18 protein-coding genes are annotated in these 23224 nt (G+C 32.1%); all 18 read left to right on the forward strand.

What is annotated here, in order from left to right:
• Positions 1-9 precede the first annotated feature (9 nt).
• On the forward strand, positions 10-792 hold the full coding sequence (locus tag AC4PRO_RS06375) for an enoyl-CoA hydratase/isomerase family protein (RefSeq protein WP_074720202.1): 783 nt from the start codon (positions 10-12) through the stop codon (positions 790-792).
• A 1053-nt stretch (positions 793-1845) separates the two neighbouring features.
• Complete coding sequence (locus AC4PRO_RS06380; RefSeq protein WP_492116742.1) at positions 1846-2163, forward strand: Hpt domain-containing protein; 318 nt, start codon at positions 1846-1848, stop codon at positions 2161-2163.
• A 692-nt stretch (positions 2164-2855) separates the two neighbouring features.
• Positions 2856-4196, forward strand: a complete 1341-nt coding sequence (locus tag AC4PRO_RS06385; RefSeq protein WP_492116743.1) for a UDP-glucose dehydrogenase family protein — start codon at positions 2856-2858, stop codon at positions 4194-4196.
• 3 nt (positions 4197-4199) lie between these two features.
• Positions 4200-5138, forward strand: a complete 939-nt coding sequence (locus AC4PRO_RS06390; protein ID WP_492116744.1) for a UDP-glucuronic acid decarboxylase family protein — start codon at positions 4200-4202, stop codon at positions 5136-5138.
• Positions 5139-5189: 51 nt separating this feature from the next.
• A complete protein-coding gene (locus AC4PRO_RS06395) occupies positions 5190-5576 on the forward strand; it encodes a response regulator (protein ID WP_492116745.1) in 387 nt (128 codons plus the stop codon).
• 41 nt (positions 5577-5617) lie between these two features.
• Complete coding sequence (locus AC4PRO_RS06400) at positions 5618-6826, forward strand: sugar transferase (RefSeq protein ID WP_492116746.1); 1209 nt, start codon at positions 5618-5620, stop codon at positions 6824-6826.
• Between the two features lie 28 nt (positions 6827-6854).
• Complete coding sequence (locus tag AC4PRO_RS06405; RefSeq protein ID WP_492116747.1) at positions 6855-7580, forward strand: TolC family protein; 726 nt, start codon at positions 6855-6857, stop codon at positions 7578-7580.
• Between the two features lie 15 nt (positions 7581-7595).
• Positions 7596-9974: an exopolysaccharide transport family protein gene (locus AC4PRO_RS06410; protein ID WP_492116748.1), complete on the forward strand. Its 2379-nt coding sequence runs from the start codon at positions 7596-7598 to the stop codon at positions 9972-9974.
• 10 nt (positions 9975-9984) lie between these two features.
• Positions 9985-11373 (forward strand): lipopolysaccharide biosynthesis protein, encoded by a 1389-nt coding sequence (locus AC4PRO_RS06415; RefSeq protein WP_492116749.1) that lies wholly within the window; start codon positions 9985-9987, stop codon positions 11371-11373.
• The gene (locus tag AC4PRO_RS06420; protein ID WP_492116750.1) at positions 11373-12854 is read left to right on the forward strand and encodes an O-antigen ligase family protein; all 1482 of its coding nucleotides are present in this window, start codon (positions 11373-11375) and stop codon (positions 12852-12854) included. Before AC4PRO_RS06415 ends, AC4PRO_RS06420 begins: the two co-directional genes overlap by 1 nt.
• Positions 12855-12922: 68 nt before the next feature.
• Positions 12923-13861 carry a phosphoribosyltransferase gene (locus AC4PRO_RS06425; protein ID WP_492116751.1) on the forward strand — a complete coding sequence of 313 codons (939 nt, stop codon included), beginning with the start codon at positions 12923-12925 and terminating at the stop codon, positions 13859-13861.
• A 49-nt stretch (positions 13862-13910) separates the two neighbouring features.
• Entirely contained in the window at positions 13911-15107 is a 1197-nt protein-coding gene (locus tag AC4PRO_RS06430) for a glycosyltransferase family 2 protein (RefSeq protein WP_492116752.1), read from the forward strand.
• Positions 15108-15231: 124 nt separating this feature from the next.
• On the forward strand, positions 15232-16392 hold the full coding sequence (locus AC4PRO_RS06435) for a glycosyltransferase family 4 protein (protein WP_492116753.1): 1161 nt from the start codon (positions 15232-15234) through the stop codon (positions 16390-16392).
• Positions 16393-16398: 6 nt separating this feature from the next.
• Positions 16399-17595, forward strand: coding sequence for a glycosyltransferase (locus AC4PRO_RS06440; RefSeq protein WP_492116754.1), 1197 nt, complete (start codon positions 16399-16401; stop codon positions 17593-17595).
• A 22-nt stretch (positions 17596-17617) separates the two neighbouring features.
• A complete protein-coding gene (locus AC4PRO_RS06445) occupies positions 17618-18808 on the forward strand; it encodes a glycosyltransferase family 2 protein (RefSeq protein WP_492116755.1) in 1191 nt (396 codons plus the stop codon).
• Between the two features lie 70 nt (positions 18809-18878).
• Positions 18879-19922 (forward strand): YncE family protein, encoded by a 1044-nt coding sequence (locus AC4PRO_RS06450; protein WP_492116756.1) that lies wholly within the window; start codon positions 18879-18881, stop codon positions 19920-19922.
• Between the two features lie 348 nt (positions 19923-20270).
• Positions 20271-22286, forward strand: a complete 2016-nt coding sequence (locus AC4PRO_RS06455) for an LruC domain-containing protein (RefSeq protein ID WP_492116757.1) — start codon at positions 20271-20273, stop codon at positions 22284-22286.
• Positions 22287-22746: 460 nt separating this feature from the next.
• Positions 22747-23148: a hypothetical protein gene (locus AC4PRO_RS06460; protein ID WP_074720232.1), complete on the forward strand. Its 402-nt coding sequence runs from the start codon at positions 22747-22749 to the stop codon at positions 23146-23148.
• The last annotated feature ends 76 nt before the right edge of the window (positions 23149-23224 follow it).

Genomic DNA, 23224 nt, shown 5'->3' on the forward strand with positions numbered 1-23224 from the left:
ATTACTAAAATGAGCTACAACAACATTCTAGTTGCAAAAGAAAACAGCATTGCAACAATAACTATAAACCGTCCTACAAAACTAAATGCCCTAAATACAGTAACAATTCAAGAACTGCATCACGCATTTGAGGAGTTAGAAAAAAATTACGAAACTCGAGTGGTTATTTTAACTGGAAGCGGAGAAAAAGCATTCGTCGCAGGAGCTGACATTGCTGAATTTGCCGATTTTTCAGTTGAAGAAGGTGTTCAATTAGCTGCTCAAGGCCAAGACATCTTATTCAATTTTGTGGAAAATCTAAAAATCCCAGTTATTGCAGCCGTTAACGGATTTGCACTTGGCGGCGGATTAGAATTAGCTATGGCCTGTCACTTTAGAATCGCCTCAGACAATGCCAGAATGGGCTTACCAGAAGTATCGCTGGGAGTTATTCCCGGTTATGGTGGAACGCAACGTTTACCACAATTAATAGGTAAAGGACGCGCCATGGAAATGATTATGACTGCCGGAATGGTAACGGCTGATGATGCCTACAGAACTGGTTTAGTAAACCATGTGGTACCGCAAGCAGAACTTTTAGAATTCTGTAATGGAATAGCACAAAGAATCATGAAGAACTCTCCCTTAGCAATCAGCAAAGCCATCAAGTCTATTAATGCTAATTATAAAGACGGTGAAAATGGTTTTGAAACCGAAATAAAATCTTTCGGGAAATGTTTTGGAACAGAGGATTTTAAAGAAGGAACAACTGCTTTCTTAGAAAAAAGAAAAGCCGTGTTTACAGGGGAATAAATAAACATTGCATTACAACAAAATAGTTTTTAACAGCAGATTCACAGATCATATGATTCGTGAATCTGCTGTTTTGTATACAGAAAACAAACTTTTCTACTATTTAGTGGTACAAAACCTAATTTTACAAAATCTATTCGAGATTCATTCCATATCTATAAATAACCTCCTGTTCTTTCAATCAGTATTCATTCAATTTTTGGAAAAAACTAAAGAAGGTATTTAAAACGGCACTTATACCAAACTAACTTTGGCGAAGACCATCAGCAAAACGGAACTGAAAAACATCTATTTACGTCCTGTTTTACTGGAAAATGATGTTTTTTAGACTTTCACTTAGAGCTAAGTACAAACCTTAGGAAATAGAAAGTTTTCATACACTTGACGAAACCTTTACAGGTATTTGCGACTTAAATAAAAAATCCGTTTTTGACTGATCTTTTATTCACGACGTAAAAAAACATTACCTTCAAACTGAAGAAAAAGACCGTGATAATCGCGTAGAGAATTATTTAATTATATAAAAGTAAATTTAAAACAATCACAACGTGCTGTTTTTCCATAAATTTTTGATCTCTTGGATTCACCAAAATTTGTCTCCACTTTTAGGCAACATGAAACAGTCATACCACAATATCTATCTTAAACTTTTGAAAAAGTTAGTTGAAAAAATGCTGCCAGTACAGGCATAGACTTAGTTAAATTTTCAATAGACCATTAAGCCAAAGCAATAAGACACTCATCTATACTTAAATAGAAACTCGTCGAAATTCCGTTGCTTAAAGGCAATCCTTGAAATAAGTTTGTAGAAGTTCTACTAAATTAGGACTTAAAGATTTAGTCAAAGAATAGGAGTGTTATAAAAGACAATGTAATAGGCACAGCTTTAGTACTTTTGAATAAATAATTAAAACTTTTGCAAAGCTTCAAAGTAATATTTCTTTTAGTAATTTTTGACTTTCTATTCTAAAAAAATGTCTAGTTTTATAGTAATGAAATTTGGCTGAAATCTAAATTAAATATAGAAACAATGTTTTACTTAATAAATTAATTATGGAAGAACCGAATTTTTCTTACCTCAACAGCTTTTCAGCGGGAGATAAAGTTTTTGAAGATAAGATACTTAAAGTTATAAAAACGGAGTTCCCTGCCGAAAGAGATACTTATTTAAATAACATTGCAATAACTAATTTCGACTTAGCTGCCAATAATGTGCATAAACTCAAACATAAAATTAGTATTTTAGGACTTGAAAAAAGTTATGAGTTAGCATGTAAGCATGAATTAAACTTAATTGAAGGAAATAATACGCTTCATGAAAATTTCAACGAGATATTAAATACGATGACTCGTTTTTTAAATGAGCTCTAAAAAATTAATTTTAAAATGGATTGCATAATTAATGATGATAAAACCACGACAAAGCGATAATAATATAACTATGTGAGTGAATAGAGTGCCTATGCCGATTGTTTATTCACTATAGTCTAATTACATTGCGCTTTTTCCTATTAGATCATTATCTAGAATGCTTTGAACTAGAAAATAAATTCATTTGATATTGAATAATTTCGCTGAATTTTCAAATGCTTTTCAAGCCGTAAAACAGTTAAACCACAATGAAGTCAATCTTATTTTTGTAGCTAGTAACGTGGCAAATTTTACTGTTTTTGCTTTCATTTAAATATTTAATAGTACTCTCAAAATTATTTTAATACCCCGCGATATAAATTTTGTTTGTGAAGCTTTTAGTATAATTGTAGTGTTGATTATTCATATTAACCTGTTAATTTCATAGCAGGTATTATTTATGTTTTTTACTATCTTTTTTAATGATAAACGCTAAAAAAAGTATTAATCATAAGTAAAAATACGCCTTATCGATTTTTTTTGCACTTCATCGATGTTTGCATTGTTTTTGTATTATATTTGATTACGAAATAAAATATTTTTTTATGTTCTGTTGATCTTATAAAACCAAATATTTGATTTTTTAGATCGAAATTTAATCCTGATTAAGTTCCGATTTTAGAAGTTAAATAACCTATAAAAATCTAAATAGTATGAAAATTGTAATTGTTGGAAGTGGATACGTTGGGCTTGTAACTGGCGCATGTTTTTCGGAAGTTGGTATTGATGTTACGTGTGTTGATATAGACCGTAATAAGATAGATAACCTTAATAAGGGTATTATACCTATTTATGAACCAGGCTTAGAAGATATGATTACCCGAAATATGAAAAAGGGGCGATTAAGTTTTACAACTAACATTGCAGAGGCCTTAAAAGATTCTGAAGTTTTATTTATTTCTGTCGGAACACCACCAGATGAAGATGGCAGTGCAGACTTAAAATACGTTCTTGCTGTTGCTAGAGATTGTGGAAAGCATATGAATGATTACTTACTAGTGGTTACAAAAAGTACGGTTCCCGTAGGTACTTCTATAAAAGTAAAACAGGCATTACAAGAAGAACTAGATAAAAGGAATATTGATATAGAATTTGATGTAGCATCAAATCCCGAGTTTTTAAAAGAAGGTGCTGCTATTGACGACTTTTTAAAACCGGATAGAATTGTAGTTGGAATAGAAAGCGAAAGAGCAGAAGACTTAATGAAAAGTTTATATAAACCATTTACCCTTAATGGTCACCCCGTAATTTTTATGGATATTATTTCGGCCGAAATGACTAAATATGCCGCAAATTCAATGCTAGCTACAAAAATTAGTTTTATTAACGATATAGCAAATCTTTGCGAAATTGTTGGAGCCGATATAAATAAAGTAAGAAAAGGTATTGGGTCAGATTCTCGTATAGGGCATAAATTTTTATATGCAGGCATTGGGTATGGAGGTTCTTGTTTCCCAAAAGATGTTCAGGCATTAATAAAAACAGCAAGTGAATTCAATTATGAATTGCGTGTGCTTAAAGCTGTTGAAGCGGTTAACAAAGACCAAAAACTGATACTCTTCAATAAAATCACGAATTACTTTAAAGGAGCTATTAAAGGCAAAACCATCGCATTATGGGGACTTTCCTTTAAACCACAAACAGATGATATGCGTGAAGCCCCTTCATTAGATGTAGTGAAAAATCTTTTAGAAGCTGGCGCTATAGTAAAAGCGTATGACCCAATTGCTATTAATGAAGCTAAGCATCACTTTGGAGATACTATTCTATATTATGAAGATCAGTATGAAACCTTAATTGATGCAGATTGTCTAGCCATACTTACAGAATGGCCAGAATTTAAGATTCCTAATTTTAAAATTGTACGCAAATTACTTAATACACCAGCAATTTTTGATGGACGTAATATTTATGATAGAGAAGAAATGAAAGAAAATGGCTTTGATTATTTCTGTATTGGTATTGACACATCAAAAAATAGTGTAAAATCCTAAATTATGTCACGAAAAAAAATACTTGTAACCGGTGGTGCTGGTTTTGTTGGTTCTCATTTATGTGAGCGTTTATTAAATGAGGGGAACGAAGTTTATTGTTTAGATAATTTTTTTACTGGACAAAAACAAAACGTAGTACACTTATTAGATAATCCTTATTTTGAATTAATCCGTCATGATGTCACTGCACCTTTCTTTATAGAAACTGATGAAATTTACAATTTAGCATGTCCTGCTTCTCCCATACATTATCAGTATAACGCCATTAAAACAATGAAAACTTCTGTGATGGGAGCTATTAATATGTTGGGACTTGCGAAACGCGTAAATGCAAAAATATTACAAGCATCTACTAGCGAAGTTTATGGAGATCCACTTGTTCATCCGCAACCAGAATCCTATTGGGGTCATGTTAATCCAATAGGAGAAAGAGCCTGTTATGATGAAGGAAAACGTTCAGCAGAAACCTTGTTCATAAACTATCACAAGCAAAACAATGTAAAAATTAAAATCATTAGAATATTCAATACATACGGACCTAAAATGCATCCAAACGATGGGCGTGTAGTTTCGAATTTTATTGTTCAAGCTTTACAAAATCAAGATATAACTGTTTACGGACAAGGAAATCAAACACGAAGCTTTCAATATGTTGACGACTTAGTTGAGGGTATGATAAGGCTAATGAATTCAAAAGATAGTTTTACAGGGCCTGTAAATGTTGGAAACCCAAATGAATTTACAATTCTTGAGTTAGCTCAAAAAGTAATAGAACTAACCGGTTCCAAATCAAGGATTATTTATCAACCATTACCGTCAGATGATCCTATGCAAAGGCAACCAGATATTTCTCTAGCTAAAAAAGAATTAGACTGGTCACCAAAGGTAAATCTTGATGAAGGTTTAATAAAAACGATAGATTTCTTTAAATCAATTATTTGAGTTAAAGAAAATAAATAATAATAATTTTTAAAATACTTAAAAGTAAAAATTATGAAGAAAAAAATATTAGTTTTAGATGATGAAGTAAGTATCTGTCTTTTGCTAGAGAACTTCCTTTCCAAGAATTATGAGGTAGTTTCACTTAATAACGGGTTAGATGCTCTTCTATGGCTTGATAATAATATCCCTGATTTAATAATTAGCGATATTCAAATGGAAACGATGGATGGCTACGAATTTTTAACAAACCTTCGCCAACGTGGATTTACAAAGCATACTCCTTGCATCATGCTCTCAGGGAAATCAGAAAGTAAAGAACGAATAAAATGTTATAAACTAGGTGCGCAAGATTATCTTACCAAGCCTTTTAATCCAGAAGAATTAGAAGAATTAGTTAAAAAAAATCTATTCCCAATTCACTATGCCATTGAGTGGTAAAGGATTTATCAACTAAAATTAAAACCTAATTTAAAGACCTTATGAACATGAACAAAAATCTTAATATTTTATACATTGGAAACGTTCCTGAATATTTTGATGTCATGGAGCAAAAAAATAAATGGTCGATAATTACTTTAGAGAATAGTGTTAAAGTCACTAATTACCTAAGCACTCACGAACATCCTAATGCGATTGTTTGTGATTATAACTTACCCGGAAATAATGGTATATTTCTTTTTGATTGGATTAGAGAAAATAAAGAATTTGATAGCATCCCTTTTATCCTTTTATCCAAGGAATTTAATGTTGATATTTATAAGTTAGCATTTAAAAAACAAATTGATGATTTTTATATAACTTCAGTAACTCCACCACAAGATATCTTAAGCCGGATAGAATTTCTTTGTACCAATAAAAAACCTTCAAAAATTCAAATATCACAAAAAACAACTGAAGAAGTTTACAGAATGCCACGATCAAAACGTATTTTTGATATTTTTGTTGCGTCTTCTGTACTTTTATTTGCATCACCCTTCCTGCTACTTATTGTACTTGCAATAAGGTTAGAATCAAAAGGAAAAGTGTATTACATATCAAAAAGGGTAGGACGTAAAACATTTGACTTTTATAAGCTAAGATCAATGCGCACTGGCTCAGACGAACTTTTAAAAAAATTAGCTCAAGAAAAAAATCAATATAAAAAAGAAACAACAATTTCAACAGATAATCCATTAGAAACACCTTGCCCAAAATGTAGTGCGTTGCCCGAAGGTGAATCATGTTCCCCTTTGATGTATATTGATACTCATGCCATCTGTGATTATTGGTTTAATGTTCAAAAGCAAGAAGCAGCAAAAAACAATTCAACTTTTGTTAAAATTATTGATGATCCTCGCGTTACAAAAGTGGGTAAATTTATTAGAAATACTAGTATAGATGAATTACCTCAGTTAATCAATGTATTAAAAGGAGATATGTCTATTGTGGGTAACAGGCCACTACCCGTATATGAAGCAGAGTTAATAACTGCAGATGATATATCAAAAAGATTTTTAGCTCCTCCTGGAATTACAGGCTTATGGCAGGTCGAGTTAAGAGGAAAAGGCGGGAAAATGTCTGAAGAAGAAAGAATCCGCCTAGATAATGAATATGCTGATCATTTTAAAGGAGATAATTATTCGTTTTGGTATGATATTAAACTCATTTTAAGAACCATTCCAGCATTACTTCAAAAAGAATCAGTTTAAAAAACATGGTTTACTCCTAAAAAATAACATGAAAAACACATTAAAAATAATCTTAATTTTAACGGTAACGGTATTTTCGTTTGATGTTGCGCAGGCACAATCGACTGATTTTGAAAATAAAGACGAAATTTCTCTGCCTTCTCTCCAGATTGTTATTGACTCTGTTCTAAATCGTAATGCTATGCTAAAGTTTAGAAAGCAGCATATTGGGGTCAAAGAATCAACTTTAGCATCAGAGCGTATTTATTGGACTAGAAATTTTGGCGTTCAAGCTGATACGAAATACGGGAATCTGAATAATTTTTCAACAAATGCCGATGCCCAAGGTAACACCTCTGTTTTAACAACCTCATCGCAGTTTAATTATAGTGTAGGCCTTTATGCTAAAATCCCCATTTTTGATTTTTTAAATCGAAAGCACCAAGTAGGCCTAGCCAGATTAGAGCTTGATGAGGCGAAGAGTATGGCGCAGTTTCAAGAGGATGAAATCAGACAAACCGTAATTAAAATGTACCAAGATTTAATCTTAAAACAAAAAATACTTAAAATAAAATCTAAGACTTTAGGAGACGGTAAAGTGAATATGCAAATGGTCGAAAAGGAATTTCGCAATGGCATAGTCCCTGTTGCAGAGTATGTAAGAATAACAAGTATTGCCTCTACTGTGGAGGTAGATTATGAATTTGCCAAATCTGAATTTACAACAGCGAAAAAACTTTTAGAAGACATGGCCGGGTTTACATTTTACAAATAAACTCAAAGTAAAACTATGAAAATAATTGATTTTATTAGATTAATATTAAAACATTTAGCGCTATTAATTATAGTGCCTCTTTTCCTTGCCCTATTGGTTTTAGTTCTTACTAGTAAACCAAGTTTTGAATATTCATCACAAACAGTATTGTACACCGGACTAGCAACTGGCTCTTCTGTTGAAATGGATAAAACATTCAATTATTTTGCAACTAATATTGCTTTTGATAATTTAATCAACATCATTAACTCCAGAGAAACTCAAGAAGAAGTGGCTGTGAGACTGCTTACTACGCATCTGATGTTATCTAAAGCTGACCCGAAGTACATTTCAAAAAAATTATTTGACGAACTCCAATTAAAAATTCCTAAAGAAATTTATAAGTACGTTGAAAAAGGTTCAAACAACAAAATACAAAACACCGATAGTCTGGGTTATAGCAATTCACTTCCTCCTGGAATAAACAGATACAACTATGAAAAAACGGTACAGCGCTTATTGACCTTAATGCGAAGCAGTAACGATAACTATATCTATGAGTTACTAAATTATGATGATGACAAGCATTATTCATTAAAAGCATTATCAAGTATACAAGCTTCACGTATTAATAGTAGCGACTTAATAAAAATGAGTTACACCGTTAATGATCCTGGTATTTGTCAACAAACACTCGCTATTTACAATGAAGTGTGCATCAAAAATTACAAAAACATAAAAGAAAATAGATCTGACGCCGTTGTTAAATATTTTGAAGAACAATTAGGTTTAGCCAATAATAATTTAAAAATGGCTGAGGACAAACTTCTTGAGTTCAATAAGTCTTATAATATCATCAACTACTACGAACAAAGTAAAGCTGTCGCAGTCGTAAAAGAGGACATGGAGGTTGATTATAATAATAAAAAAGCACAACTGGCAGGAACAGAGGCGTCCACTAAAAGACTTGCGGAAAAGCTAAATATACAAGAATACATACAAAATGAGAACAACAAAGTTCTTGAAAAAAAGAAGTTACTCGGGGATATTAACTATCAGATAGCATTTAATGAAGCTAATTTAGAACCTAATAAAAATGAAAATCTTCTGTCAAAGCTAAATGAATTAAAAAAGCAAAGAGAATCTTTAACAAATGATATTAAAAAAGCTGTTGATGACATTTACCGCTATCAAAATTCAACTGATGGCGTCCCTATAAGTAAGGTACTTCCAGACTGGATAAATAGTGTAGTCGAGGCTGAGAACCTTAAGGCCAAGATCAATGTTATGGATCAACAAAACAAAAAATTTGGAGAGCAATATGCTACTTATGCACCAGCTGGTGCCAATATAAAAAGAATAGAACGTGAAATTTCAGTTTCAGAACAGGGATACTTAGAATTACTTCATGGACTAAACTTAGCAAAACTAAAATTGCAAGACAATGAAATGTCTTCCAACTTAAAAGCGATTGACCCCCCGTTTTATCCCTTATCGCCCAACCCAACAAAAAGAGCAATACTAATTATTGCAGCAGCTTTTGTAGGTGGTATTTTAACCTTAGCAATTATTTTAGTGATGGAGTATTTTGATGATACTTTAAAAAACTCTAGTAGAGCAAGCAAAAAATTAGGACTACCATCGTTAGGGATGATGCCTAAGATGATCTTAGACGCTGGCAGTATCAATTTACCCTTCATTCAGCAAAGACTAATAGAGATAATTACTCAAAATATATTACAATATTTTGGATCAAATCCTTCTGAAAGACCAGTAAAAACCATAGTTGTATTTAGTACACAAAAAATGGAAGGTAAAACCGTTTTAGCTGGAAATATTGCCAAAACGTTGAAGCAAGAAGGTAAAAAGGTACTGATGCTAAATTATGATAGCAAGCAGGAGCCTATTGTACAGCAAAGGAAATTTCCCATCATTAATAAACTTTTGGGTTACCAAGATCCTAGAATAGACCTTGACAATCCTTTTCTAGCTGACGTTGCTACTTACTTAGACAAAACAGAGTACTATTCGTATAAAATTGACCATTTATTTTATGAAGCAAAAAGTTATTTGGACATACTTGAACAAAATAATATTTCTCTAAATTACAATCCAGATTTTGTAATTATCGAGCTACCAGCGTTAATATATAATAATTATCCGGCAGATTTAATGATTCATGCAGATTTAGGTATTCTGGTTTGCCGTTCTAATAGAATATGGACTGATGCAGATCAATCAGCGATAAGTAATTTATTAGTAACCTCTGCCGCAAAAATTAAATTTTTAGTGAATGGCGTAAGTATAAATGAAACTGAATCTGTATTAGGAGATCTTCCAAAAAAGAGAAGCAAGTTTAGAAAGAAAATAAAAGCTATGTTTAAGTTCCAATTTTTCTCTAAAAACCAGATTTAAATGAGTGCAGATGAAAATACTTAAAAAAATAGTGCGCGAGGATAACTTCCTCTCATTAACTGGAAATGTTGTGATTGCAATTTTAGGAATTGGAGGCTTTGCTCTGCTTGCCAGAAGTCTAGCATTAGAGGTGTTTGGTGAATGGGTGCTGTTTATTGCGGCAGGATCATTTATTGAAATGTTTAGGTTTGGCATTACTAATACTGGTTTGATAAGGTATCTTTCTGGAGCTGATGGTTTTTATCGAATAAAACTGATCGGTTCTAACGCATTAATAAGTTTAGGGGCTACAATTATAGTTGCAGTGATCCTGATTGCTTGTAAATTAGTATTCCCTGAGGCAATTAAAAATTCCGGATATAATATGTTTTTCACATGGTATCCCCTACTAGCATTTTTAAACCTTCCTTGGAATAGTGCTTTGGTGGTACTACAGGCCGATAGAAAGTATATCCAAATTTTAGTTCTTAAAGCAATTAATAGTGGTTTCTTTTTTTTAGTAATCTTACTGCACTTTCTAGTAGTCACTTTAAACCTAAATCAATTGGTTATAGCATTGATTATCGTTAATGGGGCTACATCAATTATTAGTCTCATTTTAGGTTGGGATGGAATTCTTCACATTAAGAAAGCTAGTGTGGAAACTAATAAAATTCTATTGCATTTTGGTAAATACACCACGTTTACATTGATAGGGACTAATCTATTACGAAGTGTGGATACTTTAATTATTAGTTTAAGTCCATTAGGAAGTGCGGCCGTTGCTCTTTACAGTATTCCATTAAAGCTGACAGAATTACAGCAAATTCCTTTGAGGAGCTTTGTCGCAACAGCATTTCCTAAGATGTCTAAGGCTAGTCTACAAGATCAAATTGATGAAGTAAAAAGTTTGTTTTATACGTATTCAGGTGCCTTAACGTATCTATTTGTGGGTATAAGTTTAGTCACATTTGTATTTGCAGAATTCTTTGTTATTGCAATAAGTGGACATAAATATTTAGTAACAGATCCTATTACTGGATTTAATGTCGTTGCTATTGTTCGAGTATTTTCCGTCTATGGGTTATTACTTCCTATTGATAGGATGACGGGCGTTGGCTTAGATAGCATTAATAAACCTAAGATTAATGCCATTAAAGTATTTGTTATGCTACTAGCTAATGTGATTGGAGATTTAATAGCTATTTTAATATTTAAATCCCTAATTCTCGTTGCAATAGGCTCTATCTTTTTTACCATTATCGGTGTTTGGATGGGAATGTACTTTTTAGACAAGGAGCTATCGTTATCATTTAGAGAGATCTTTAGCAAAGGTTTACTATTTTATATCTCGCTTTTTAATAAGGCAACCCATAATCGTTATGAAAGCTTTGTGAAAATTGAAAATAACATTAGGTAATGAGTGAACATAATAACATCAATCCCTTTGAAAATTATTCAGGCTCAATGAATATATCCAAACCTGGATATTTATTATTGCTTTTTGCTGTACTTTCCATTTTCGCTCTCCTTGTGGTTAAATTAGGAATAATAGGTATTGGAATAGTATTAGCGCTAATGTTTGGATCCGTATTTTTATATTATTTATTCTGTTACCCAATAATTGGTTTTTATACCGCAATCGCTTTAAATTTTCTATTACTTGGCATCGGAAGATATATAAAAGGATTGCCTTTAGGTTTCGGAATAGATGGGATACTCATTTTGACCTATATAGCCTTATTCATGAATAAGTTTAAGGAAAAAATAAATTGGACTCCGGCAAAAAAAGACATTACATTCTTGTGTATTATATGGTTTGGCTATTCCCTTTTTGAAATCATTAATCCAGAGGCTCGAAGTATACAGGCCTGGATTTCAGGACGTGGCATAGGCTTTTATCCACTACTTTTTGTTCCACTAACACTACTGTTTATTGATACTAACAAAAAATTAGAACTGTTTTTATATGTCTGGGGCTTTTTTTCACTACTAGCCACATTAAAGGGGATTATGCAAATGACTTTGGGTGTAGACTTTGCAGAGCAAGAATGGTTAAATGAAGGAAGTTATAAAACACATATTCTATTTGGAAAACTAAGAGTCTTTTCTTTCTACAGTGATGCAGGACAATTTGGAGCAAATCAAGGATATACAGGCGTTGTATTTTTGATCTACTCTATGTCTCAAAATAAATTAATGTCTAAATTATTTTTCATATTGGTTGGGCTTTTAGGAATTTACGGAATGATTATTTCAGGTACGCGAGGTGCTTTAAGTGTCCCTATAGCAGGATTTATGACCTATTTTGTGTTAAGTAAAAATATAAAGGTCCTTAGTGCAGGTATTGGATTTTTGGTGCTTATTTTTATTTTCTTTGCGTACACATCAATTGGACAAGGAAATGCTCAAATTCGAAGAATGCGAACCGCGTTTGACCCTAATGATGCCTCTTTACAGGTCAGACTTGATAATCAAAAAATACTTAAAAACTATTTAGCCTCAAGGCCTTTTGGAGGAGGAATTGGTCATGGCGGTACAAAAGCACAAAAATACTTACCTAATGCTTTCCTTTCTAACGTAGCAACAGATAGCTGGTATGTTTTAATTTGGGTAGAACAAGGTATTGTTGGATTATTACTCCATTTGAGTATCCTTTTTTATGTCATGGCAAAAGCAAGTCTCATCGTTATGTTTAAGATTAAAGACCCAATTTTAAAATATAAAATATCTGCACTAATAGCAGGAATGGCAGGTATTATGGTAGCATCTTATGGAAATGCAGTTTTAGGACAAATGCCAACTGCTCTATTAATTTATGCCACTATGGCCATAATTTTAAATACCGATGTATTTGAAAAGGAGAATGAAGTAAATCAGCGCGAACTAAATAAATCATAACTTTTAGTAAATATCCACAATAATGTAGAAGCTACTAAACCTGACTATGAACTCTTAAACCCAACACTATGAATTATAGAAATATAAAAAATTTAAATGATATAATACTTCAAAAATTAAGTATAATTCCTCGCGATTTTGATTTAATTGTTGGGGTTCCACGAAGTGGTATGCTTCCGGCAAATTTACTATCATTATATCTTAATAGACCTTATACCGATATAGATTCGTTTTTAAATGGGCACATTTACAAAGCCGGAGCTAGAAGTCAGTTTTTTGATTCTGGTGAACATAAAAAAGTTTTAGTAGTAGATGACAGCATAGCATCTGGTTCTGCAATGATAGAATGTAAAGAAACGCTAAAGCATCTTGAAGATAAATTTGATATAAAATATTGTGCCATATATGTGATTCCTGGTAAAGAAAAAATGGTAGACTATTACTTTGAAACCGTGCCATTACCAAGGTATTTTCAATGGAACATACTAAACCATACAACCCTTGAGAAAGCTTGTTTTGATATTGATGGCGTTTTATGTGCTGACCCATTACCGGAACAAAATGATGATGGAGAAAAATATATAGATTTTATTTTAAACGCACCACCATTATTCATTCCTGGGAGTAAAATAGGAACCATTGTAACGTCACGTTTAGAAAAGTATCGCAAAGAAACTGAAACTTGGTTAGATGCTAATAACATTAAATATAATGATTTAGTAATGCTTGATTTACCAAATATGGAAGCTAGACAACGTGCTAATAATCATGGCGATCATAAGGCTAAAGCGTATATGTCTAAACCCTATGTGTTGTTTATAGAAAGTGAATACAATCAAGCCGTTGAAATTAATAGAATATCAAAAAAGCCCGTTTTGTGTACCGCTAACTTTGAAATGATCTTTGAATCAGAGTCCTTTATGTACAATCTAAAAAGTGGAAAACACTTGCCATTTTTAAGAAAATATGCTCTAAAAGTAAGAGATAAAATAAGAAAATTGAAATAGGATTTGTATCAATCTTAAGTCCTAACCATGTTAATAATAAATATTTATTATGCCACTATTTAATATCATACAAATTGTTTTACTATTCCTTCTGGGTTTAGCGACTTTATATATTTTAATATTTTCAATAGCAAGCTTATTTTACAAACAAAAAAAATATGCTGATAATGGGAATATAAAAAAAATAGCTGTCCTTATTCCAGGTTACAAAGAAGACGGGGTAATTCTTGAGGTGGCAAACTTAGCTTTACAGCAAGATTATCCTTCAAACCTATATGATGTTGTTATCATAGCAGATTCTTTCAAAAAAGAAACTTTAAACACCTTAAGCAGCTTACCAATACAATTAATTGAGGTGAGTTTTGATAAGAGTACAAAATCAAAAGCTTTAAACAAAGCCATGGCTACTCTTGAGAGAGATTATGATATTGCTGTAGTTTTGGATGCAGATAATGTGATGGCGACTGATTTTTTAAAGAAAATTAACGCTGCTTTCGAATATGATTTTATTGCGGTTCAAGGCCATAGAACTGCAAAAAACACCAATAACTCTTGGGCAGTACTCGATGCAATAAGCGAAGAAATAAATAATAATATTTTTAGAAAAGGACATCGAGTATTAGGGCTTTCATCAGCGATAATTGGTTCTGGAATGGCTTTTAAATATAATTATTTTAAATCACTAATGTCAACTGTAACTGCAGTTGGTGGTTTTGACAAAGAGATAGAATTAAAAATGCTAAAAGAAGGTCATAAGATCGTTTATCTAGATGACGCTATTGTATATGATGAAAAAATACAAAAAGCTGAGGTTTTTGGAAACCAACGTCGCAGATGGCTGTCTGCACAATTACATTATTTTAGGAAAGATATTTTAACTGCCTTTAAACACTTACTATTTAAAGGAAACTTAGATTATTTTGACAAAGCTATTCAGTTTATTCAACCGCCTAGAGTATTATTATTAGGTGCTGTTATGCTTTGTAGCGTTGTTTTTATTTCAACCAATTACTTTTTAGATAACCAAGTGTCGTTAACTAATTATTGGATTGTATTAGCTGTAGCTTGTGTATTGTCTTTTGTTTTTTCGGTACCCACATCTTTTTACAACTTGAAAACATTGAAGGCTTTGATTCGCTTACCAAAAGGGATGTTAATGATGTTGTTGTCTCTACTAAAAATAAAGGGAGCTAATAAGACATTTATTCATACACAACACACATCAGGCACAAAAGAAACTGACTAAAAATATAGCAGAAGCTACTATTTTAAACGTATTATTATGAAATGAGTATGACTTTAAATTAGTCGCAATCACTGATGAAAATATGGGAATTCCATATTCCAATAAAAACAAATATTATCTACGTATGAAAATAGGTATTGAAGGACAGAGACTTTTTCGAAAAAAGAAACATGGTATGGATATGGTAGCTCTAGAATTGATAAGAAACCTCCAACTTATTGATACCGAAAATGAGTACTTCATATTTGTAAAACCAGATGAAGATAATACTGTTTTAAAGGAAACACCCAATTTTAAAATCATTCAACTCGATGGCGGTTCCTATCCAATGTGGGAACAAATAGAATTGCCTAAGGCTGCCAAAAAATATGGTTGTGAGATTTTGCATTGCACCAGTAATACGGCTCCCATTTTTAGTGACATTCCATTGGTTACCATTTTGCATGATATTATTTATATGGAGAGCAGTTATTATAAAATACTGACAGGAGGTGCAACTCCTTATCAAAAATTTGGCAACGCCTATCGAAAATTAATTGTCCCTTGGGTGGTCAAAAAAAGCGATAAAATAGTTACCGTTTCCCATTTTGAAAAAAATCGGATTGCTGAGTTTTTTGGAATGAGGGAGGACCAATGCCTTACAGCAATTTACAACGGTGTTAGCGCACATTTTAAGCCTATCACCAATAAAGAAGAACTGCAACGCGTAAAAGAAAAATACAATTTACCAGACAACTATTTCTTTTTTCTTGGCAATACAGACCCAAAAAAGAACACAAAAGGAACTCTAAAAGCCTTTTCAGATTTTTTAAAACAAACAGGTTCCAATCATAAACTAGTTATGCTAGATTATGATAAGACCGAACTCAATAAACTTTTAGTTGAAATTAATGACGCAGGCCTTATTAATAATATTGTTCTAACAGGCTACGTCATAAATACAGATCTACCAGCTATTTATTCGCAATGCGACGTGTTTTTATATCCATCGCTCAGAGAAAGTTTTGGTATTCCAATGCTCGAAGCTATGGCTTGCGGAGTACCGGTTATCACATCAAATACATCGTCTATGCCAGAGGTAGCTAAAGAAGCCGCTCATATTATTAACCCATATAATACTGATGAAATTACGCAAGGACTTATCAAAATTTTAAATGATGATGTTTATAGAAAATTACTTTGTGATAAAGGACTAGAACGCAGTATGAAATTTTCATGGAACAACATGGCAAAGGATTATCTCAAACTTTATGAATTAATTTTTGCAGAACATTCAAAAAAATAATTAACCATGATAGAAGGCAAAAACATAATTTGTATATCACAAACCACTTGGCATGGTGAGTACACAAAATCAACAGTGCAATTATTATCGTTATTAGCAGAGAAGAACAAAATCGTTTTTGTTGAATATCCTTTTACAGTCAAAGATGTTCTCATGTCTATTCTAGGAAAACAAAAAGCACAGGTATCGAGAATGCTGGGTTTAAAAAAAAGAATAATTGATGAAAAAACAGATAATGGTTCTGTTGTTAAACATTTAGTAATGCCACCAGTATTGCCTGTAGATTTTATTGGTAATGAATCGATATTTAAAAAGCTTTTTAGTATCAATACATTTATTTATAAAACTCAACTTCGCAAAGTTATTAAAAAATTAAAATTAGACAATCCTATTATTATTACCGCATACAACCCTATGTATGGCTTACCAATGATAGGACAGTTGAATGAATTACTGAATATCTATTATTGCTACGACGGTATGGATACGCAAAGACATAAATCAAGAATTTTTGATATTGAAAAGCAGTTTTGCGAGAAAGTTGATGGTATCATAACAACATCCGATTATTTAAACTCTGAAAAAAAGAAGCTAAATAAGCAGAGTTATGTGGTTAAAAACGGTGTAGATTTTGAGTTATTTATCGCTCACGCAAAAAAGCGAGTTTCAACTAATAGTGTAAAAAAAGTAGGCTATATAGGCACCTTAGATTTTAGGTTTGATATAGATATAATGGAATATACCATTAAAGAACTACCTCATGTACTATTTGAGTTTACAGGTTATTTATTAAACCACAATATAAAAGAGCGCTTATTGCAATATGAAAACGTTTCGTTTTTTAATTCGGTTAAACCCCATGAAGTTCCTAAACTATTATCAAAATATGATTTAGGCATTATTCCATATAAAATGGATGAGGTTAATAAAAATATATATCCACTTAAAATTAATGAATATTTAGCCGTGGGAGTTCCTGTGGTTATGACAGACTTTGCCAATTTAAACGATTTTAAAGATATGGTGAAATCGGCTGAAAATAAGGAGTTTTTTAAAACCCAAATTGAAAATGAATTAAAGAACGATAATAATGCATTAATTAATGAAAGGATTCAATTTGCTAAACTTAATTCATGGCAAGTAAGAGCTGAAGAATTTGGAAATATTCTTGAAAAATTTGTTATAGAAAAAGGCAATAATTAGACTAAAAAATAAAAAAAATGCTATGTTAACACTAAAAATCATATGCTGGGTATTACTATTTATCATTATTTACACGTACGTTGGTTATGGCATTTTACTATATACAATTATCAAAATTAGAAGGTTTTTGAAGATTGGAAATAAGGTTGAGATCGATCCATCTTATGAACCAGATGTAACGCTTTTTATTGCAGCATATAATGAAAAGGATTATGTAGCCGCAAAAATGAAAAACACCTTAGCACTGGAATACCCTAAAGAAAAACTAAATATTATTTGGGTTACAGATGGTTCTGATGATGGAACACCCGATTTATTAAAAGGGTATCGAAATACAACCGTATATCATTTAGAGGAAAGAAACGGCAAAATTGGAGCAATGAACAGAGGTATGGAATTTGTAAAAACACCAATTGTAATTTTTAGTGACGCCAATACCAATCTAGGCAAAGAATCTATTAGACGAATAGTTAATTTATTTAGTAGTACTAAAGTAGGCTGTGTCTCTGGCGAAAAGAGAATTGTTGATAAAGAAGCTGATGTTGCCTCTGGAGCAGGTGAAGGAATTTACTGGAAATATGAATCGGCGCTAAAAAAATGGGATGCGGAATTATATTCTGTTGTTGGGGCAGCAGGAGAATTATTTGCAATTAGGACAGTGCTTTACAAGCATGTAGAAAAAGACACTATATTAGATGACTTTATTATATCATTAAGAGTCGCTCAAGATGGTTACACTATACAATATGACCCCGAAGCTTATGCCATAGAAACCGCCTCTGCTAATGTTAAAGAAGAATTTAAACGCAAAATTAGGATTTCTGCGGGAGGAATTCAATCTATTGTAAGATTACGTTCGTTATTGAATATTTTTAAATACGGAACGCTTTCATTTCAGTACATTTCCCATCGGGTTTTACGCTGGAGTTTAACACCTTTGTGTCTCATTCTCCTAATTCCAATTTTAACAATATTAGCAGCTAAAGAAGGCTTTTTATCTTTTGGGTTTTATTCCGTATTATTTTGGCTGCAATTACTTTTTTACGCTTCAGCTTTATTAGGTTGGTTCTTAGAGAATAGAGAGACGAGGATAAAAATTCTGTTTGTACCGTACTACTTTTTCATAATGAATTTATCAGTGGTATTAGGATTTTTTAGATATATGAAAAAATCGCAATCCGTAAATTGGGAACGTGCTAAAAGAGCAAGTTAAACACTCTTTTTGAAGAGAAAAACCCTATATGACGTCATTATCAAACAGCATTCGTTGACTAAAATCATTTATGAAAAAAATAAAATTACTAATATACAGCTTAGGTATATTATTCTTAGTAGTTGTGACAACAAGATATTTTGTTAGAATCCCTTCTTATACAATTCAAACTAATGGGAAATTATACATCGTTAATAAAGCTAGTAGAGATATTGAGGTCTTTGATTTACTTCATGGTAAAGAAATAGCAGAATTTCCCATTGATATAGAATCCCATCAAGCAGCGACATTATCTGGGGCAAATAGAGTTGTGGTGGCAAATTACGGCACCAATCAAATTGTCCGCAAAAGTATAACCGTTATAAATACAAAAAATAATACAGTTGAAAAAACAATAGAACTTGCAAAAGAATATTCAGGTCTAGACGGCATTGTTGCATTTCCAGAATCTAATAAAATTGGTCTTATTAGCTACATAAGTAATGATTTACTAGTTGTAAATATTGAAACAAAACTTGTTGAAAAAAAAATACCAACTCAACAAAAGGGAAGCCATTTTTTTGTGCTTCATCCCTTTAAACCATTGGCTTATGTTACTAATAATCATTCAGGTTCCATTAGTATTATCGACCTAAATATTGACAAGGTTATTAAAATTATTCCTTGCGGATTAGGAACACAAGGCATTGATATAACGCCCGATGGTTCAGAAATATGGGTTACTAACGAAAATTCAATTGTTATTATCAGTACTACAAACAATCAGGTTATAAACACATTAAGATCAGGGAAAGATCCTTTGAAGCTTAAATTCTCTAACGACGGTAAATATTGCCTAGTTGCTAATGCTATGGATGGCACTATTTCTGTTTATAATCAAAAATCCAAAAAGAAAATCAAGACCATTAGTCTCCATGGTAAAAAAACATTGTTAGAAAGAATACTGTACCACACTCCTCGTCCAGTAAATATTTTAATGCATCCCAATGGATTATATGCTTTCGTTTCTAATTCCAATGCTAATAAAATTGAAGTAATTGATATGAAGACATTTACAATTGTAAGTACTATTGGAACTGGAAAGGTTCCTGATGGAATGGCATTTGTAGAATAGAATTTATCGGAGAATTATATACTTTCAGCTTTAAACAAGAAATTATTAGGCCTTTTAAAATTCTTGGTTACATGAATAAATTTAAGTCGATAATTTGGAAATGAGACAAGCGATAGCTGTTAGAAAAACAATTATTGAAAATGAACAATGGCAAAATCAATACGCTTAATTAAAAAGTACTTTCTCACTAGCTTATATAAATACCCCTAAAGCAAAAAACCATATAACTACAGAAAACAACTAATTACCGACAGTAAAATAGTACTGGTCTAATTCATTAACTAATCTTAGCCATAAATAGTTAATTTTAAAGTATTTAATAGTGATCGTAACCCGTAATTAACAAGTATGAAACCACACTTTTTTAATTTTATAAAGATTTTCTTGTTTTTACTTTTACTAAACTCTTGTAGTGCTCCAGAAGTTCAAAATGATCCTACAAGTCAAGGCAATACAACCACTACTATTACAAACAAAACCTTTGACTTTAGCACATACCGACAAGTTAAAATAACTATTAATGATGTTGAAAAATACACTAAATATGATGTCTATGCCTATTCCGAAGAACCCTATTTCGATGGAAATCAAACGTTCTTAAATCAATCAAATGAGATCGTTACAGAACCTGTTTACAGAAATGATATATTAAATAAGTTACTGTTTTCAGGTGTTCCTGTGAATGGCGTTTTGGTACAAACTATAAATGTGCCCAGATACTGCACTAAATTGTACATTCGAAGAAACAACAACCTCAACTTTTCATCCACAGTTATTCTTATTGTTAATGATGAAGCGCCATATACCTATACTAAAGCCGCTGCAACTAGAAAATCTACTGCTACAGTTTCAAAATCTACTACTACGACTCTCGTAAATGATTATTTGTATTGTGTAAATAGCTCAGCCGAACTATTTCAAGTTAACCCTTTAAACGGACAACTAACCTACTTGTCAGACATGCCTATGGGAAGCGTTACCTGTGCAATTGATCAATCCAACAAATGTGTATATTCTATAGGAAATAAGAGTCCGTACCCATTAATGAAATATTCTATTGCTAACAATTCATGGACAACGGTCAAAAATATAGGAATAAGTGGCCCACGATTAGACTTTAATACCACAGACGGACTACTTTGTTTTTCTAACCTAGATAAACTATATACGATTAATCCCACTACCGGAGCTCTTAGTGCGCCACGAACGATTACAGGACTTCATGATACTAGTGGAGGAGATCTAGCTTTCACGAAAGATGGAACTTTGTTTCTATGTACCTTTTCTGGATTATATAGATTACAATTAGATCAGGCAAACGTATATCAAAGCACTAGAATAAGTGCCGATAACTTGCCTTTTCAACCGACGTCTATGACTTTTGATTCTAAAGAAGAACTTTGGCTAGCAAACAACGCTTCTAGCTCCGATTTAATCATAATGGATACACAAACAGGTGGGTGGAAGTACGTCTATGGAATAAGCGCACAGAACAATACAGATTATAAACGCACAATAAACGATTTATCTACTTTTAGGGTTTACACAACTGTAGATACTGTTGTAGATTCAGATGGTGATGGTATTCAAGACCAAGATGATGCGTTTCCACTAGATGCTACTGTAGCTTTTGAATTATTTACTCCAAGTAAATATGGTACAGGCACCATTGCCTTTGAGGATTTATGGCCTTCCTATGGAGATTACGATTTTAACGATGTGGCCTTAAATTATCAAGCAATTGTGAAATTAAACGCTCAAAATTTGGCAGTACAAATGGACATTATCTGTCTTGTAAAGTCTAATGGAGCTGGATTTACGTACGGAATAGGTATAGAAATAGGAAATCTATCCCCATCTCAAATAAAAAGTGTTGCTGGGTCTATTTTGACAGAAAATTATATTACCACAAATGCCAACGGAACCGAAGCCAATCAGCAACATGCTGTCATTATTTTGACCGATTCGGCTCGTAACCTACTTACTGAACACACCATATCCATTAAGTTTACACAACCAATTAGCACTATAGACCTTGGAATAGCGCCCTTTAATCCATTTATAATAGCTAATAAAGAGCGAAAAAATGAAATTCATTTACCGTATTCAAAACCGACATCTTTAGGTGATAATCACATTCAAATAACAGGTGCAAATCGCGACACCAAAGGTAACTATGTCTCAGATAAGGGAATGCCATGGGCTATCAGTTTTATACATGATTTTAAAGTTCCAAAAGAGAAAATTAATATTGCTGAAGCCTATAACTTTTTTATACAATGGGCAAATTCTGGTGGGACTTTAAATCAAGATTGGTATAAAGACAATCCAGGTAACCGAAATACTGACAAAATTCAAAACTAAAGATTACGATAAGACCCCATTTGTATATTACTTAAAGTAAAAGTGGTATTGAATATAACTATTTTATGATTTTGTAAAATTAGAAAAAATAAAAGTCTGATTTACCGGAGAATAATAAAACAATTCTATTAGACTAAAATAACTGTTAACAGCAGATTTACAGACAATACGATTCGTGAATCTGCTTTTTTATACTATTTAGTATTTGAATGTATTAGAAAACAAAATGATGATTTTTTTCTTTAAATAAAACAGAAAATTAAACTATAGCTTTTGTTGCGGTATTATTTTATGTTGAAATAGAAAGAAAAAAAGGGCGTTCTATTCCAGTAAATTTGAATGTTAATTAGTATTGTAGATAGAAAACAAACTTTTCCGATATTTGACTGTTATTTAGCCATACAAAACTTAATTTTGCAAACTCGATCTGAGAATCATTCAACAGCTAAAAAATAATTATATGTCATTCCAACCCGTATTTGTTCAATTTTGGGAAAGTGTTAAAGAAAGTATCCAAAATGGTACTTATGCCAAATTAACTTTGGCGAAGACCATAGGTGACACAGAACTAAAAAATATCTATGTGCGACCCGTATTATTGGAAGATGACGTTTTTAGTCTTTCCCTTAGCGCGAAGTACAAAACAGAGGAAATCGAAAGTTTTCATACACTTGACGAAGCTTTTATAGTATTGGCTCCATATATGAACAATCCATTTTTGACCGCTCTTTTATTCACTACAGAAAACGACATTACCTTTAAACTCAACAAAAAAAGAGTGGGAAGTATCATCACGCAAGCGCCTACTTTTAAAAATGCTTCGGATGTGATTATCGAAATGAAAGAAAAAGGGATAATTTAGGATCAATACCAAAACCTGTGGAGTAGCAAAAATTAAGCGTAAATATTTGTTAGTCTGAAAAGGAAAAACTCTATGT

The organism is Flavobacterium sp. DW-iso2 (assembly GCF_058725285.1).

Excerpts from the sequence above, each read along its gene's own strand:
- AC4PRO_RS06375 (WP_074720202.1), top strand. The coding sequence starts at position 10 with ATGAGCTACAACAACATTCTAGTTGCAAAAGAAAACAGCATTGCAACA.
- AC4PRO_RS06380 (WP_492116742.1), top strand. The coding sequence starts at position 1,846 with ATGGAAGAACCGAATTTTTCTTACCTCAACAGCTTTTCAGCGGGAGAT.
- AC4PRO_RS06385 (WP_492116743.1), top strand. The coding sequence starts at position 2,856 with ATGAAAATTGTAATTGTTGGAAGTGGATACGTTGGGCTTGTAACTGGC.
- AC4PRO_RS06390 (WP_492116744.1), top strand. The coding sequence starts at position 4,200 with ATGTCACGAAAAAAAATACTTGTAACCGGTGGTGCTGGTTTTGTTGGT.
- AC4PRO_RS06395 (WP_492116745.1), top strand. The coding sequence starts at position 5,190 with ATGAAGAAAAAAATATTAGTTTTAGATGATGAAGTAAGTATCTGTCTT.
- AC4PRO_RS06400 (WP_492116746.1), top strand. The coding sequence starts at position 5,618 with ATGAACATGAACAAAAATCTTAATATTTTATACATTGGAAACGTTCCT.
- AC4PRO_RS06405 (WP_492116747.1), top strand. The coding sequence starts at position 6,855 with ATGAAAAACACATTAAAAATAATCTTAATTTTAACGGTAACGGTATTT.
- AC4PRO_RS06410 (WP_492116748.1), top strand. The coding sequence starts at position 7,596 with ATGAAAATAATTGATTTTATTAGATTAATATTAAAACATTTAGCGCTA.
- AC4PRO_RS06415 (WP_492116749.1), top strand. The coding sequence starts at position 9,985 with ATGAAAATACTTAAAAAAATAGTGCGCGAGGATAACTTCCTCTCATTA.
- AC4PRO_RS06420 (WP_492116750.1), top strand. The coding sequence starts at position 11,373 with ATGAGTGAACATAATAACATCAATCCCTTTGAAAATTATTCAGGCTCA.
- AC4PRO_RS06425 (WP_492116751.1), top strand. The coding sequence starts at position 12,923 with ATGAATTATAGAAATATAAAAAATTTAAATGATATAATACTTCAAAAA.
- AC4PRO_RS06430 (WP_492116752.1), top strand. The coding sequence starts at position 13,911 with ATGCCACTATTTAATATCATACAAATTGTTTTACTATTCCTTCTGGGT.
- AC4PRO_RS06435 (WP_492116753.1), top strand. The coding sequence starts at position 15,232 with ATGAAAATAGGTATTGAAGGACAGAGACTTTTTCGAAAAAAGAAACAT.
- AC4PRO_RS06440 (WP_492116754.1), top strand. The coding sequence starts at position 16,399 with ATGATAGAAGGCAAAAACATAATTTGTATATCACAAACCACTTGGCAT.
- AC4PRO_RS06445 (WP_492116755.1), top strand. The coding sequence starts at position 17,618 with ATGTTAACACTAAAAATCATATGCTGGGTATTACTATTTATCATTATT.
- AC4PRO_RS06450 (WP_492116756.1), top strand. The coding sequence starts at position 18,879 with ATGAAAAAAATAAAATTACTAATATACAGCTTAGGTATATTATTCTTA.
- AC4PRO_RS06455 (WP_492116757.1), top strand. The coding sequence starts at position 20,271 with ATGAAACCACACTTTTTTAATTTTATAAAGATTTTCTTGTTTTTACTT.
- AC4PRO_RS06460 (WP_074720232.1), top strand. The coding sequence starts at position 22,747 with ATGTCATTCCAACCCGTATTTGTTCAATTTTGGGAAAGTGTTAAAGAA.